Consider the following 14,999-nt stretch of genomic DNA (forward strand, 5'->3'; position numbering starts at 1 on the left):
GCGTAGAACATTGTTCGTGACTACCGAACAAAGTTCGTCAGAGCGTGCCACGGCCGATCACCAGGCCGTCGCGCCGCTTCCCCTTCGCCAGGCGTGGCTCGTCCTCGTGGTCGTGGTCATCGCCGAACTCATGGACCTCATCGACACCAGCGTCGCCAACCTCGCCGGCCCCTCGATCCGCGCCGACCTCGGCGGTGGCGCGATGACCCTGCAGTGGGTCCTGTCGGCCTACACCGCCGCCTTCGCGCTCGGCCTGATCACCTCCGGCCGACTCGGTGACCTGCTCGGCCGCCGTCGGCTGTTCCTGCTCGGCATGGTCGGCTTCACGCTCGCGTCGCTGGCCTGCGGCCTCGCGCCCAGCCCGGCGTTCCTGATCGTCGCCCGCGTGTTCCAAGGCTTGTTCGGATCGGTGATGATTCCCCAGGGCATCGCCCTGATCAAGATCGTCTTCCCGCCCCAGCACCTGCGCAAGGCGCTGATGCCGATGGGCCCGATCATGGGCCTGGCCACCGTCGCCGGCCCGATCCTGGCCGGCTGGCTGCTGCACCTCGACCTGTTCGGCAGCCAGTGGCGCTCGATCTTCCTGATCAACATCCCGTTCGGCCTGCTGTCGCTCGCGATCGGCTGGCGCGTCCTGCCGCGCCACAGCGGCGAGGATCGCAACACCCGCCTCGACCTCGTCGGCGTCGGTCTGCTCACCGTCGCCTCGGCGCTGCTGATCGTGCCGCTCATCCAAGGTCGTGACCTCGGCTGGCCCGCGTGGACCTACGCGATGCTCGCCGGTGCCGTCGTCGCCTTCGCCCTGTTCGTCGGCTCCGAGCGTCGCAGCCGCCACCCCGTCATCACGCCGTCGCTGTTCGGCAAGCGCAGCTTCGTCGTCGGCCTGCTGATCACCGGCGGGTTCTACGCCTCACTCAGCGCCTTCGTGCTGATCGTCAATCTGCTGCTGCAGTCCGGCATGAACTGGACGCCGCTGCAGACCGGTTTCGCCCTGATCCCCTGGGCCGCCGGTACGGCGATTGCCACGCTGGTCTCCGGTGCAGTGCTCGCCGAGAAACTCGGCCGCGCCAACCTGCAGCTCGGACTCGCGATCGCCATCGTCGGCCTGCTCGGACTCTGGTGGACCACCGCGCACTTCGGTGACGCGATCACGATCTGGAAGCTGACCCCGGCCCTGTTCCTGACCGGCGTCGGTGCGGGTCTGCTGTTCATCCCGCTGTTCGACTTCATCCTCGGCGATGCCACGCCGGCCGAGGTCGGTTCCGGTGCCGGTGTGCTCAACGCCGCCCAGCAGTTCGCCGGTGCCATCGGTGTCGCTGCACTCGGCACGGTGTTCTTCAGCCGAGTCGGTCAGCCGTCGACGCACTCCTACTTCGCTGCCGCCCAACTGGTGATGGCGATCTGCGCCGCGCTCTACCTGATGGCGCTCGTGCTCGTCTGGTTGCTGCCGAAGAAGTCGCAGCAAGCCGGCCACTGAACCATGGACGGTGAAAGTCCTTACCTGCAAGGGATCGACGAGCGGCGCCGGGGTGAACACCTACCTGATGTGTTCACCCCGGCGTTACGTCTGTGGTGCCTCACAACTGCCCCACAATCCCCGTGTCCCCCACAGCGGTACTGCGCTTCCCCCCGCTGATACTGCGATCCCCGTGCGTACTGCGATCCCCGTCGTACTGCCTCCCCCCGGGTACTGCGATCCCCGTGCATCCCCCGCTGGTACTGCGATTTCCCCGTGAACTGCGATCCCCCGTGGATCCCCCCGCTGTTCCCCGTGCTTCGGTGCGTCCGCGGCCGACTCAGGGGTGGCCCCGGATGCGGGCCCACTCCCCCGAGCGAGCCTGTCGCGACGGGTCCGCACCGTTTGCCGATCTCCGCCCCTGAACGGCACCGGCGGTTGGTGCGGCCTCCCCCAGAAGCCCCCGCTGCATGGTGAACGAGCCACCACGGCGAAGGTGACGGGTCACTGACGACGAAGTAGAGATCTTGTCGCATCCCAGCCCTCGAGGCCGGGATCCAGTTGCGCTAGGTCAGCATTCGATCGCAGACGGTGCCATCCGGGGCCAACCGCGACCGCATGCCGACGAGGCTTCACGGCCTCGAGTTCGGCGAGCGTGGTGTCGAAGGTCGGAGCAGCGTCCTGGACCCATGAGGCGATCGGGAGAATCACACCGATCGCGGCCAGCGAACCGTCGGTCGCCGGGGTGACGGCGATGTCGGCCGAGCCGAGGGCGCGGAACAGCTTGCCGATCAGCAGCCCCGGAAGATCCGGTACGTCGTAGCTCACCGCCACGACCGCAGCGGCGGGACCAGCCAGCTCGATCGCACTCAGTACAGGGCTGGCACCCGAGACCGCGTAGACCGGAGTGCCCGGCCAGGTGAGGTCGCGAACAGCAGCGACCGCGGCTTCGACGTCGAGAGCGGCGTCAGCAGCGGCTTTGACGTCCGCGGCGGGGGCGGGGCCGAGGTCCGCGGCGGGGGCGTCGGTTGTTACTACTGCTACGGCTACGTCTACTTGCGCTAGGTCGGCCAGGAGCTCATACGTGTCTTCGGTCAGGGCGTGGTGCCAGGCTGTGGGAGTGCGGCCGGGCGGGGCCCAACTGGGAGTCGCCGGGACCACCAGGACCACCACGCGTCGATCTGCGGAGGTGGCCATGGTGGTAGAGCGTAGCGTCAGACTTTGGGGGCCAGGAGTCCGCGCTGCAGCGCGGTCATGATGGCCTGGGCCCGGTTGGAGACTTCGAGCTTCTCGTAGAGGCGTGCGACGTAGGTCTTCGCCGTGGAGATGCTGACCGAGAGAGCGACCGCGATGTCGCGCACTGAGAGGCCCTGGCCCAGCAGGTCGAGCACCTGCGCCTCGCGCGGGCTCAGTAGCGCCTGCGTGGTCGGGTGGTCCCGCCGGGCCATCGCTGGGCCCAGACCGGTCGCGGTGAACGAGGTAGGCGCGACAGCGGCGTGCCGGATCGCGGCGAGGATCTCGTCGGTCGGAGCGCTCTTCGCCACGAACGCGGAGACTCCGGACTCCAAAGCGGAGAACAGGACGTCGTCCTGACCGTCGGGAGCGAGCAGGACGATGCCGAGCTCGGGATAGCGGTGGCGGAGGTCGCGGGCGAGGCGCAGGCCCGCCAGGTCGGGCGGCGAGACGTCGAGGACGACGACGTTCGGACGCTCGGACAGCACCATCCCGAACACCTCTGCCCGCCGGCCGCTGTCGCCGACGACGTCCAGGTCGGGTTCGGTGCCCACCAGACCGATCAGACCGTAGCGGACCAGTGTGTGACCGTCGATGACGACGACCTTGACCAACTCGTTCATGGATCCCCCCGCGGACCAAACTACGCAGCGTGATGCCTTAGCGATAGAGGACGGAGCACGCGGTGTTACTCGACACGACACCATCAGCCGGCGCGCCACCAGCCGAGGACGGTCACCGCACGCCGGCCGGCGGCGGGATGCGCAGGGTCTGCGTCAACCAAACCGATCCGCGCCTGCAGCGCCGGTCTGCCGCTGGCCGGGCAGAGCAATGCACCCGGACAGATGTACGCCGTCAGCTGTACCCCGAAGGTGAACCCGGGCGAGTCGTCCGGTCGACTGATCACGACGCCGGTCAGCTTTCCCGTCGCAGTGATCCGCAGTGCTCGCACCACAACTCCGCCAGACACGACAGGCGGCGTACCGGGTGCGACAGTCAGGTCGAGTACGCCCAGAGGCGCATCCACCGTTCCTTGGACGAAGACTGGTCCAGAGACCAGCGCACAAGCGCTTGTATTACTGGGATACGGCCCCGCAGTCACGCACCCGTCCGCAGCACGCAATGCCGGTGCGATGTAGCTGAGTTCCAGCCGTACGGCGTCGATGTCCTCGGTGTCGTCCTTCGCCGCGAGCCGTGCTGTCAGTGCGACGCTCAGACCGTCGAAGGACCCGTCGTACACGGCTTGTGCCAGGGCCTCCGAGTCGAGCGGCACGGTCTCAGTCCGGTACGCCGTTCCGCCGGGACCGCCGGCGCCCGACGCAGCGACCGGCGTACCGGCTCCCACATCGACCGACAGATCCAGCCGGTCCTCCGTACTGGGGTCACTGTGCCGGTGGGTGATCTTCAGCGCCGCTGACTCCAGCACCGATCCAGCCGGGATCGCACTGCCCAGCTTGTAGCCACTGAGCGTGAGCGGCGCACTGTCATTGACCGCCGTGCTCTTCCAGCTAGCAGCAGTCCCATCGACCGCAGACAGACGCGCCGGAGTCGCTGTGAGGCCAAACTTGCTCAGCAACGACACCGAGGTCGGCCGACCGTCCAGCGCGGTGACGCTCTCCGCACCACTAGTCAGCCCCTGTACGGCGATCGGTGGCTCGGTCGCAGAGTAGGTCCCGCACAGCTCAGCCGTACCGCCCTTGACCTCCAGCCGGCTGTCACCACCGAACACGAACCGGACGCCGTCAGCCGCACCGTCCAGCGGACTCGCACAGGCATCAGGTCCGACCCGCGTACCTCCGATCAAGGTGCCGCTGCCGACCGTCCAGGCATGTGAACCGTTCGGCAGCAGCGGGTTCTCAGTGTTGTGGAAGTCGAAGTAGTAGGTTCCGGGCTTGAACCACCACGTGCTACCCCGGCAAGGACTGTCACTCTTCATGAGCGCGGTCAGCCCGGCAGCGTCGTCGTAGTAGCCGGGAAGGAACGTGACGAGCGCATTGGGCGTCGTGCAGCTCGGCAGCGCGCGATGACCAGGCACCGACGAGATAGCCGGGTACTCCGGGTCGCTGCCGGCCGTGGACAGCAAACCACTCGTATCGAGCTGACCGGCGAGCACGGAGACCGGTGAGTTCGCCAGTACGGTGCCGTGGATCTGCAGCGTCGAGTCCGCGGGCTGGTCAACCACCAGGCCGCTCTCTCCGGGGATGCGACCCAAGGCCAGTACCGCGTTCGTGGGACGGTTGCAGCAGTTGACGATGACCTGCTTCGGGTCCGGCCGACATGTCACCGCAGCCGAGTCCAGTCCGTTGAACAGCACCAGCGACAACGTGTCGGACAGGCCGAAGCACCTCTGCCCGGTCTCGCCGTTGTAGGAGCTGTTGCGCAGGTTGTTGATCGCCGCCTCCATAGCGCCGTCGGAGGCGTACGACGCGACGGTCTGATCGCGCAGACTCTTCGACACCCGTTCGGCGGTGTCTGCCCGAGACAGCAGCGCAGCCAGCGCAGTAGCGATCACCGTGATCACGACAAGGACCAGCAGCAACGAGGACCCGCGCTCGTCCCGCCGCCTCACGACTGTCTCCGCAGTCCACTCAGCACGACCGGGTAGTCACCAGCAGCGGGCTTCGTCAGCACGAAGCGCAGCGTGACACCGAGCGGCACGTCGGTCGACGTACACGCGGTAGAGCAGGTCACTGTGAGGCTGCCCGGTTTGATGTTCGCTGCTACTCGAACATCAGACGCGGGCGCCGTACTGGGGGCGAGACAACTCGCCCGATGCAGTTCGCCTTCCTGAAGGTAGTACGCAACCACCCCAGTACGTCGTACTGCCGGAGTGACCGACGTGTCCCAGTGATCTGACAGCAGCCGGATCGCTGCCTCAGGCAGCGGACCACAGGTGACTCCACCCGCGGACGCTCCAGCATCAAGCTGCACTGACTGCTTGAACGGCTGCGTACCGTCGGCTCCCACCGTGCCGTAGTCGCGCAGCCCCATCGCTGCTACGTCGCGAGCAAAGTACGTCGCTCCCAACTGCTCGTCCTGGGCCATGTCCATCCGGTCCGACGTCGCACTGATCTGCCGCAACGCCGTGGTCACCAGATCGGCGAGTGCCAGCGTCACGACCCCCATCAACGTCATGGTGATCACCAGCTCGACCAGAGTGAAGCCCCGCTCGCCCCGCCTTATGTGCACGGCGGATCCTCAACCCGGCAAGGCTTCCGCAGTACGACGTCCAGCGTCTGTGACGCACGCCCGTCCGTACTCGCAACCGTCACCCGCACCCGCTGCAGCCCACGGTCCGGCAGGCACAGCGGCAGCCACAACGCACCAGTCCAGTACTGCACCGACCCGCTGACCACCTTTGCTGTGAACCCCTCCGGCACAGCAAACCCCGGTACGGCGTACGTGGTGGCGCACGCGATGTAGTGGCCGTTGGCAACGTAGTTCTGCAGCGCCTCGGCGTAGTTGCGCACAGTCGCCACTGCGGTCGCCTCTTTGCGCTGAGTGTCCGAGAGCAGCACCGTGGTGGTCAGTCCGGCCATCACAGCCACGATGGCCACCCCCATCAACGCGATGGCGACGACCAGCTCCAGGAGGCTCTCACCCCGCTCACGCATCAGCCCTGCACCTGCCGGAAGATCCCGTACATCGCCGAGACCAGGGCGATCGCCACGAAGCCGACCACACCACCCATCACCAGGATGACCGCCGGCTCGAACAGGCCGATCAGCTTCTTCAGCTTGTAGTCGAGCTCGCCCTCGTAGTACTGCGCGGTGACCTCGAGCTGGGCGTCGAGTGTGCCGGTGTCTTCGCCCACGCGGAGCATCTGCGCGGCTGTGGTCGGGAAGAGTCCGGTGGCTGCCAGCGGCCGGGCCAGGCCCTCACCCTGCAGCATCGACTCCATCACGCGCCCCAGGGAACGCCGGTAGACCCGGTTGGGCAGTGAGCCGGTCGCAACCCGCAACGCTTGTGGCAGCTGGACACCCGCCCCGACCATGGACGACAGGATCCGGCAGAACCGCTCCACCAGCGCGTACTGAACCGTCGGCCCGATCACCGGTAGCGCCAGCACGATCCGGTCGCGCAGGTACCGGCCGGCCGTCGTACTGGTTGCGTAGACGAGCGCAAGGATCAGGATGCCGGCGCCGATCATCAGGGCCCACCACCAGCCGCTCAGGAAGTTGGTGATGCCGAGCAGGATCCGGGTGGGAAGCGGCAGGGTCGCACCGAGGCTGTCGAAGAAGACCCGGAACCGCGGCAGTACGAAACCGGCCAGGACAATCAGAGTGACCACGGACATCGCAGCAACCACTGCTGGATAGATGGTGGCCTGCTTGATCCGCCGACGCGCTTCGAGGTCCCGTTCCAGGTAGCGCGCGAGCTGAGCGAGCACGATGTCCAGCCGGCCGCTCATCTCGGCGGACCGCAGGATGCCGCGATAGAACTCGGGAAAGATGCGCGGGTGCCGGTCGAAGCAGTCCGACAGCCGTTCGCCGTCCCGCAGGCCGTCCTCGACCTCCAGCATCATCCGGCGCACGGTGGAGTTCTCGGCTTCGCGGGCCAAGCTGTGCACCGACTCAGTGAGCGGTAGTCCCGCAGCGACGAAGGCGCCGAGCTGTCGGGTCAGGTGCATCACCTCCTCCCGTTTCACTCGCCGGGCGGTGATCTCCAGCTTCAGCAGACTCGGTTTCTCGGTCAGCCGGACGTTGCTCAGCTCCCGCTCGTACAGCGCCAGCTCCGCGTCCTCACGGCTCTCGGCACGCGTCGTACCGCGTTTGGTGCTCCCGTCGGCCTCAACTGCGACGTATGCGTACCTGGTCATCGCGTCCCTACTGTGTAGATCGACCGGAGCACCTCGGCGACAGTGGTGATCCCTGCCTGCGCCAGCCGGGCGCCCTCCTCCTGCAGCGAGCGCATGCCCTCGTAGCTGGCGACCTTGCGCACCTCCGCGAGTGGTGCGCGATCCACCACGAGCTCTCGGATCGGATCGGTCACCGCCAGCAACTCGTACACCCCGGTCCGCTCGTGGTAACCGGTCTGCGCGCAGAAGGTGCAGCCGATACCGCGGACGAGCCCACGAGCCGGTACGTCGGCTCCTGCGCTCTGCAGGAACGCCACCTCGGCAGCCGGTGGTTCGTAGTACGAGCGACAGCTCTCGCAGACCTTGCGGATCAGCCGCTGTGCGATCACTGCGCTCACCGACGAGGCCACGAGGAAGTTCTCGATCCCCATGTCCAGCAGGCGATGCAGCGCGGTGGCAGTGTCAGTGGCGTGCACCGACGACAACACCAGGTGCCCGGTCAAAGCAGCCTGTACGGCGATGCGCGCGGTCTCGGAGTCGCGGATCTCGCCCACCAGGATCACGTCGGGGTCCTGGCGCAGGATCGCGCGCAGACCGGTCGCGAAGGTGATCCCGCCGGCCTCGTTGATCTGGATCTGGTTGATCGAGGCGTAGCTGTACTCGACCGGGTCCTCGATCGTCATCACGTTCCGCTCCGGACTGTCGATCTCCCCGAGCGAGCCGTACAGCGTGGTGGTCTTGCCACTCCCGGTCGGTCCCGCGCAGATCACCATCCCGTACGGCGTGCGCAGGAGCGCCGAGTACCGCTCGGCCAGCTCCGGTGACATCCCGAGCTCTTCGAGCTGGAGCAGTGCACGGGTCTTGTCGAGCAGCCGCAGCACGACCTTCTCGCCGCCGACCACTGCGGCGGTCGAGACTCTGATGTCGACGTCGCGTTCGGCCACCTTCATCCGGATCTGGCCGTCCTGAGCCCGCCGGCGCTCGATGATGTCCAGATCGGCCAGCACCTTGAGCCGGCTGACCACAGCCGGCCCGATCGCACCGGGCAGCTCGACCAGATCGCGTAGTGCGCCATCGACCCGCAGCCGCACGCGGACGACGTCGTCGTGTGGCTCGATGTGGATGTCGGACGCCCGTTCCCGCAGGCCCTCCTTGATGATCCGCTGGACCACCTCCACCACGGGCACGTCCTCGGGGTGGTCCTGTCCGCTGTGCTTCATGAGACCGCCTTGGCCCGTGGGCGGAGCTCGATCTCTTTCGGGTGCGAACTGCGCGCGTACGCGTCCTCGACCGAGATGTCACCGCTCTGCACCAGAGCAGACAGGGACTGCTCCAAGGTGATCATCCCCTCGCGCCGGCCGGTGACGAGAGCGTTGCGCAGCTGGTGTGTCTTGCCTTCCTTGATCAGGTTGCGGATACCGGCGTTGGCGATCATGACTTCGAACGCCGCGACCAGCCCGCCACCGGTCCGCGGTACCAGCCGCTGGTGGACCACTCCGCTCAGTGCTGCGGCGAGTTGCACCCGCACCTGGGACTGCTGCTCCGGCGGGAAGACGTCGATGATGCGCGCGAGTGACTGCGCGGTGTCGTTGGTGTGCAGGGTCGCGAAGACCAGATGGCCGGTCTCGGCGATGGTGAGAGCGAATCTGATCGACTCCAGGTCCCGCATCTCACCCACCAGCAGTACATCGGGATCCTCTCGCAGGGCAGCGCGCAGTGCGTCCGGGAACGAGGCTGTGTCGCTACCGACCTCCCGCTGGTTCACAGCGGACTTCCGGTGCTCGTGCACGTACTCGATCGGGTCTTCGATGGTGATGATGTGGCAGGCCCGCTCGGTGTTGATCTGATGGATGACCGAGGCCAGCGTGGTCGACTTGCCCGAGCCGGTCGGCCCGGTGACCAGCACCAGCCCCTGGAACGCGCGGACGAAGGTGCCGAGGACAGGCGGCAGCCCAAGCTCCGACATGGTCGGGATGCTGCGCGGAATGACCCGCAGCGCGACAGCGGTGTCACCGCGCTGGGTGAACGCGTTCGCACGGATCCGGGCGTTGTCCCGCCAGGAGAACGAGAAGTCGTGCTCGTACGTCGTCTGCCAGACGTTCGAGCGGTGCGGATTGAGGATCTCCGCCAGCATGGCGTCGGTGTCGCGCCGGGTCAGCGGTGTGCGGTCGGCCACCGGCCGCAGTACGCCGTGAACGCGGAGCTGCGGCGCCATGCCGACGGTGAGGAGCAGGTCGGTACCACCGGCGTTCCAGAGCTCTTCCAGCAACAGATCGACCCGGCTACCGGGCATGGGGATGCGCATGAGGTCCCTTCGGCAGGAACGGCAAGGACGGCCTGGAGTGGACCGGCCCCCCTCAGAACCGGTCCGCCCCTGGGAGGGGACTCAGGTGCAGGCGCCGGTGGCCGTGACGCTGCCGTTGATGCCCAGAGCGATCGTGTAACCGGAGCCGGTCGGCTTGCTGCGCAGCAACTGGTTGACGCCGGAGGTGAGCTCCAGCCAGCCGGGATCGCCGGCCGGCGGGTAGGCGCCGTTCTTCGCGAAGTACGCCTCGACGGCGACCTCGACGCTCTTCTTGTCGGTCTTGCACGCGGCGGCGTTACCGCGGTCCTGGATGCCGGAGACGGCGAAGACGACGATCCCGGACAGGACTCCCAGGATGACGATAACGACGAGCAGTTCGATCAGGGTGAACCCGGATTCGCTCTTGGTCCGGGTTGGGCGGTGAATGCGTGCGACGACTGCCCGAAGGCGGTGGTTCATGGTGCTTCCTTCACAGATGCTCCGCAGGCGACGGAGACGGGGTCTATCAGGCGCGACAGCGCGGCGACCCGACTCAGCTCGACCCCTGTAAATCCAGCTGAGCCCGGCTCACATCCCCCCGGATGCCGCTGGCTGCCGGTCACAGCCTGATCGCTCAGGGACTTGCGTCACAGCGGGTGAACGACCGACGCCAGTGACCACCCGGCCGACACCTGTCGGCCAAACGCCCGACAGGTGCTCAGAGCGCGTCGTACCGGCTGCGGGCCGCGTCGACCTTGGGCATGTTCGCCTCTGCCCAGTCCTGGATGGCCTCGACCAGTGGGAGCAGGCTCTCGCCAAGCGCTGTGAGCTCGTAGTCGACGCGCACCGGCACTGACGGCGTCACGGTGCGGGTGATGAGACCGTCGCGCTCCAGACTGCGCAGCGTCTGGGTCAGCATCTTCTGGCTGACCCCTGCGATCCGACGGGAGAGGTCCGAGTACCGCTGCCGTCCGCCGGCGAGGCCGAGCAGGATGAGCGACACCCACTTGTTGCCGATCCGGTCCAGCAGGTGCCGCGCCGGGCACTCCGCCATGAAGGCGTCGTAGTCCCGAGCGGCCTGCTCACGCAGCTGCGCCGCGGTACGCGTCGGCATGGCTCTCCTCGTCGTGCGGTACGCACTTCCAAGTACGTACTTACCGAAAGAGAGTAGCTCTCCCAGAGTTAGAGGGACAACCACTGCACTAGAGGAGAACATGAACATGCGCGCACTGGTGACCCGGCGACTCGAGGGACCGGACTCACTGGAGCTGATCGAGACTCCGCTCCCAGAACCGGGACGGGGCCAGGTCCGGATCAAGGTAGCCGCGGCCGCGATCAATCCGATCGACGTACTGGTCACCACCGGCGACACCGTCCGGCTGGAGCTGACCCCGCCCAGGGACCAGTACGGCGTCGGCTGGGACGTCGCCGGTGTGGTCGACGCGGCCGGACCGGGCGTCGAACTCGCACTGGGTACGCCGGTGATCGGGCTGGCCGACAACCTCGGCCGTCCGCTTCGAACGCACGCCGAGTACGTCGTACTGGGGCTGGACGCGATCGCACCTGCACCTGAGGGGCTGGACCTCGTCAGCGCCTCCACAATCCCGTTGAACGCACTGACTGCGCTGCGGGCGCTGCGGCGCTTCAAGCTCAGTCCCGGCGCCACGGTGCTGGTCACCGGGGCAGCCGGTGGCGTGGGCGGCTTCGCCGTCGAGCTCGCCAAGCACTTTGGTCTGACGGTCATCGCCACGGCGAGTGCGAAGGACGAGGACTACGTGCGCAGCCTCGGCGCCGATCACTTCATCCCAAGGGATGCGGACCTGGTACCTGCGGTTCAGGCAATCGTCCCAGCCGGTGTGGACGCGCTGGTGGACGCGGCGACAGTAGAGGTCGCGGCGCAGGAGGCGGTCCGCAGTGGTGGACAGCATGCGCATTTCCACTCGGGGCCGACTCCACATCCGCTGCGCGGGATCACGATGCACCAGATCCTGATTCACGCCGACCGGGACGAGCTCACCACGCTGGCTGAACTCGCGGGCACCGGAGTGATCACCACGCGGGTGGCTGACACCTACCCGCTGGCGGACGCGGCGTCGGCGTACAAGCGGCTGGTCGAGGGTGGCTTGCGCGGGCGGCTGGTGCTTACCCCCTGATCGTCTGGTGGAGCCGGAGCGCGACCTGGAGGTTCAGGCTGCGCTCCGGCGACTGCCATTCGGTACCGAGCAGCGCGGTGACTCGGTCCAGTCGCTGCTGCACGGTGTTGGGATGGATGTGTAGCTCGGTGGCGGCTCTGGTTGGGCTTTGTCCTGCTGCGAAGTAGGCGTGCAGGGTTCCGACCAGGTCGGTCCCCCGCTGTGCGTCGTACTCGATCACTGCACCGAGCACGTGCTGAACATGCGCCTGTACGTCGACCTCCGGCGCACCGACCAGTCCCGCGACACCTAAGTCGTCTGGCGTCGCGGCCTCGTTGCATCGACCGAGTCGCACCATGGTCGTCGCCAACCGCGTCGCCTGACGATGTGCGGCCACCACCTCGCTCCAAGCCGTGGGACCGACGACTGCGATGGTCACACCCTTTGCGACCTCGGACAGGTCGCGGGCTGCGGTCACTGCGTCGGTGCGCGCGAGGAGGAGCACCAGGTCCCCGCCGTACGGGCCAGACAGCACCAGCTTGCCTGCGAGCGGCGCAGACAACCGAGCCCGTACGGCGCTGTGGTCGCCTCGGCAGACCGCCACCACGAAGTGGTCGTGGACTGGTGCGAGTAGGCGGAGTCGTTCGGTCAGAGCACGCACATCACCATTTCCGCTGAGCGCATCAGTCAGGAGGTCGGCCTGAGCACGCTGCGACTGCTCCGCGGCCTGGCGGCGGAACAGGAGGACCAGCGCGGTAACTACGGCCGCGCGTTCGACGATGCGCTGGTCTGCACCGGACAGGTCGTCGACACCGCCAATGACCAACGCACCAAGGCGTTCACCCTTGGCCGTGGCAGCTACCACCCAGCACCCGTCAGCGCGGGTCAGTCGGCCGGATGACGACTCCTGCCACGGCACCGCCGTACCGGAGGCGCAGCCGGCCACTGCGAGTTCGTTGCCGACAGCATCGACCAGAACGACCCAGACGCCGAGCAACTCGGCCAGTGCGGCAGCGACCGCATCTACATCGCCACCGGACAGCACGAGGTCAGCGAAGCGATCATGCGCCGCCGCAGCGTGCTCAACACCCGCGTGAGCAGCAGACAGTTGGTCGAGAGCCACCGCAGTCTCAGCGGCCGCACGCACCTGCACGATCGTGACAGCCGCCAGCGCAGCAAGCGAGCCGAGCAGCAACACCTCTTCCCGACTGAACGGACGGGCAGTCCGGTTCGAGGCGAACAGCACGCCGACAAAGGCGTCGTCCACGAGCAGGGGCGTACCGCAGATGGCGATCAGGCCCTCGTCGCCAACAGCGTGGTCGATCGGACCGGTGTGCTTGAAGCGCTGGTCGGACGGATAGTCAGTAGTCCAGTACGGCCGACGGGTGGAGGCGACCAGTCCACCCAGACCAGCTCCCGTTGGCACACGCAACTGCTGGAAGGCGGCGGACAACGACCCGTCGGTTGCCCGCATGTAGGTGTCACCGCGCGCCTCGTCGTACAGAGTCAGGTAGGAGACATCCGCACCGACCAGCGTGCGCGCCCGATGCACGATGGTGTCCAGTACGCCGCTCGGGTCGCTGGCTGAGGCCAGTTCGCGAGCTACCTCGACCAGTGCGGTCAGCTCGGCCTCACGCTTCTTGCTGGCGTCGATACCGGCCCGGATGCGCAGAGCGAGGTCCCGAGCGACGGCGTCCTCACCCGCCACCCGGGCCAACTCGCTACCGGACGCGTCCTCGGCCAGTAGCCGCAGAAGCTCCCTCATCCTCGCGATGATGCCACCTACAACGCTGTCAGGTCCCGCTGGCGGGTTTCGGAGTACAGGGTGACCGCCAGGATCGAGATCACTGCACAGACTGCGACGTACACGGAGATCGCGTAGCCGGAGTCATAGGCCTTCAGCAGCGCGACAGCGATGAACGGTGCGAGGCCGCCGGCGATGATCGACGCCAACTGGTAGCCGACGGACACACCTGAGTAGCGCACGCGCGTTCCGAACAGCTCGGTGAAGAACGACGCCTGCGGTCCGTACATGGCGCCGTGCAGCACCAGTCCGACAGTCACGGCGAGTGTGGCCAGCCCGAAGTTCTTCGTGTCGACCAGTGCGATGAAGACGAAGGCCCAGACACCCACACCGACCGCTCCGATCAGGTAGACCGGCTTGCGACCGATACGGTCCGACAGCGCACCCCAGAGTGGGATGGCGCAGAAGTGGATGGCCGCGGCGATCAGAACCGCGTTCAGGGCAAAGGACTTGCCCAGACCGAGATGCTCCTTGGCATAGGTCGCGATGACGATCGTGAAGATGTAGTAGCTGACGTTCTCCGCCATCCGCGCACCCATCGCGGTCAGCACCTCACGCGGGTACCGGGTCAGCACCTCGATCAGCGGCATCCGGTCCGCCGGCTCACGCCGCGCACGCGCCGCCTCGAACACCGGTGACTCCTCGATCTTCAGCCGCACCCACAGCCCCACCAGGACGAGCACTGCGGACAGCAGGAACGGAATCCGCCAGCCCCACGCGTTGAACGCGGACTCCGGCTGAAAAGCCGCCAGCCCAGCCAGCACGCCGTTGGCGATCAGCTGACCCGCCGGAGCACCAGCCTGCGGCCAGGACGCCCAGAAACCACGCCGTGCCGGATCACCATGCTCCGACACGATCAGTACGGCGCCGCCCCACTCACCGCCGAGTGCGAAGCCCTGGATGAGCCGCAGCACGGTCAGCAGGATCGGAGCGAGCGCACCGACCTGCGCGTACGTCGGCAGCAGGCCGATCGCGAACGTGGCGACCCCCATCATCAGCAGGGACAGCACCAGCAGGTTCTTGCGGCCCAGCCGGTCACCGAAGTGCCCGAACACCACACCGCCGATCGGACGGGCGAAGAACCCGACCGCGAAGGTGGCGAAGCTCAGCAGCGTCCCCGTGAGCTGTTCCCCCTTGGGGAAGAACAGATCGCCGAAGACGACCGACGCTGCAACGCCGTACAGGAAGAAGTCGTACCACTCGACCGTCGTTCCGACGAGGCTGGCACCGACGATGCGAACGATGGAGCCTCGCGTGCGGACCGGTTGTGTTGCTGTCATGGAGCCCTCCTG

General features: G+C 67.2%; 14 protein-coding genes. 2 read left to right on the forward strand and 12 right to left on the reverse strand.

Annotated elements, in window-relative coordinates; translation table 11 throughout:
• Positions 1-16: 16 nt before the first annotated feature.
• On the forward strand, positions 17-1,477 hold the full coding sequence (locus ACIA49_RS17095; protein WP_396378120.1) for a DHA2 family efflux MFS transporter permease subunit: 1,461 nt from the start codon (positions 17-19) through the stop codon (positions 1,475-1,477).
• Between the two features lie 483 nt (positions 1,478-1,960).
• Here the strand turns inward: ACIA49_RS17095 and ACIA49_RS17100 are convergent, their stop codons facing one another.
• From ACIA49_RS17100 to ACIA49_RS17145, 10 genes are all read right to left on the reverse strand, one after another.
• The gene (locus ACIA49_RS17100; protein WP_396378121.1) at positions 1,961-2,653 is read right to left on the reverse strand and encodes a hypothetical protein; all 693 of its coding nucleotides are present in this window, start codon (positions 2,651-2,653) and stop codon (positions 1,961-1,963) included.
• A 17-nt stretch (positions 2,654-2,670) separates the two neighbouring features.
• Complete coding sequence (locus tag ACIA49_RS17105; protein WP_396378122.1) at positions 2,671-3,312, reverse strand: LuxR C-terminal-related transcriptional regulator; 642 nt, start codon at positions 3,310-3,312, stop codon at positions 2,671-2,673.
• 83 nt (positions 3,313-3,395) lie between these two features.
• Complete coding sequence (locus ACIA49_RS17110) at positions 3,396-5,258, reverse strand: hypothetical protein (RefSeq protein ID WP_396378123.1); 1,863 nt, start codon at positions 5,256-5,258, stop codon at positions 3,396-3,398.
• Positions 5,255-5,878, reverse strand: a complete 624-nt coding sequence (locus ACIA49_RS17115; protein WP_396378124.1) for a type II secretion system protein J — start codon at positions 5,876-5,878, stop codon at positions 5,255-5,257. The genes ACIA49_RS17110 and ACIA49_RS17115 overlap by 4 nt, the downstream gene beginning before the upstream one ends.
• Complete coding sequence (locus ACIA49_RS17120; protein ID WP_396378125.1) at positions 5,869-6,303, reverse strand: type II secretion system protein; 435 nt, start codon at positions 6,301-6,303, stop codon at positions 5,869-5,871. The genes ACIA49_RS17115 and ACIA49_RS17120 overlap by 10 nt, the downstream gene beginning before the upstream one ends.
• Positions 6,303-7,508: a type II secretion system F family protein gene (locus tag ACIA49_RS17125; protein ID WP_396378126.1), complete on the reverse strand. Its 1,206-nt coding sequence runs from the start codon at positions 7,506-7,508 to the stop codon at positions 6,303-6,305. Before ACIA49_RS17125 ends, ACIA49_RS17120 begins: the two co-directional genes overlap by 1 nt.
• Positions 7,505-8,707, reverse strand: a complete 1,203-nt coding sequence (locus ACIA49_RS17130; RefSeq protein ID WP_396378127.1) for a GspE/PulE family protein — start codon at positions 8,705-8,707, stop codon at positions 7,505-7,507. The genes ACIA49_RS17125 and ACIA49_RS17130 overlap by 4 nt, the downstream gene beginning before the upstream one ends.
• A complete protein-coding gene (locus tag ACIA49_RS17135) occupies positions 8,704-9,792 on the reverse strand; it encodes a type IV pilus twitching motility protein PilT (RefSeq protein WP_396378128.1) in 1,089 nt (362 codons plus the stop codon). Before ACIA49_RS17135 ends, ACIA49_RS17130 begins: the two co-directional genes overlap by 4 nt.
• Before the next feature lie 81 nt (positions 9,793-9,873).
• Positions 9,874-10,251, reverse strand: coding sequence for a type II secretion system protein (locus ACIA49_RS17140; protein WP_396378129.1), 378 nt, complete (start codon positions 10,249-10,251; stop codon positions 9,874-9,876).
• A gap of 238 nt (positions 10,252-10,489) precedes the next feature.
• Positions 10,490-10,885, reverse strand: a complete 396-nt coding sequence (locus ACIA49_RS17145) for a winged helix-turn-helix transcriptional regulator (protein ID WP_396378130.1) — start codon at positions 10,883-10,885, stop codon at positions 10,490-10,492.
• Between the two features lie 106 nt (positions 10,886-10,991).
• On the opposite strand from ACIA49_RS17145, the gene ACIA49_RS17150 reads away from it, so the two are divergent.
• Complete coding sequence (locus ACIA49_RS17150; RefSeq protein ID WP_396378131.1) at positions 10,992-11,924, forward strand: NADP-dependent oxidoreductase; 933 nt, start codon at positions 10,992-10,994, stop codon at positions 11,922-11,924.
• Here ACIA49_RS17150 and ACIA49_RS17155 read toward each other — a convergent pair.
• Together ACIA49_RS17155 and ACIA49_RS17160 are read right to left on the reverse strand one after the other, a co-directional pair.
• Positions 11,914-13,668, reverse strand: a complete 1,755-nt coding sequence (locus ACIA49_RS17155; protein WP_396378132.1) for a helix-turn-helix domain-containing protein — start codon at positions 13,666-13,668, stop codon at positions 11,914-11,916. The two genes, ACIA49_RS17150 and ACIA49_RS17155, sit on opposite strands and share 11 nt — an antisense overlap.
• Before the next feature lie 17 nt (positions 13,669-13,685).
• Positions 13,686-14,987, reverse strand: coding sequence for an MFS transporter (locus tag ACIA49_RS17160; protein ID WP_396378133.1), 1,302 nt, complete (start codon positions 14,985-14,987; stop codon positions 13,686-13,688).
• Positions 14,988-14,999: the final 12 nt, after the last annotated feature.

The organism is Kribbella sp. NPDC051587 (assembly GCF_044453945.1).
Lineage (GTDB): Bacteria > Actinomycetota > Actinomycetes > Propionibacteriales > Kribbellaceae > Kribbella.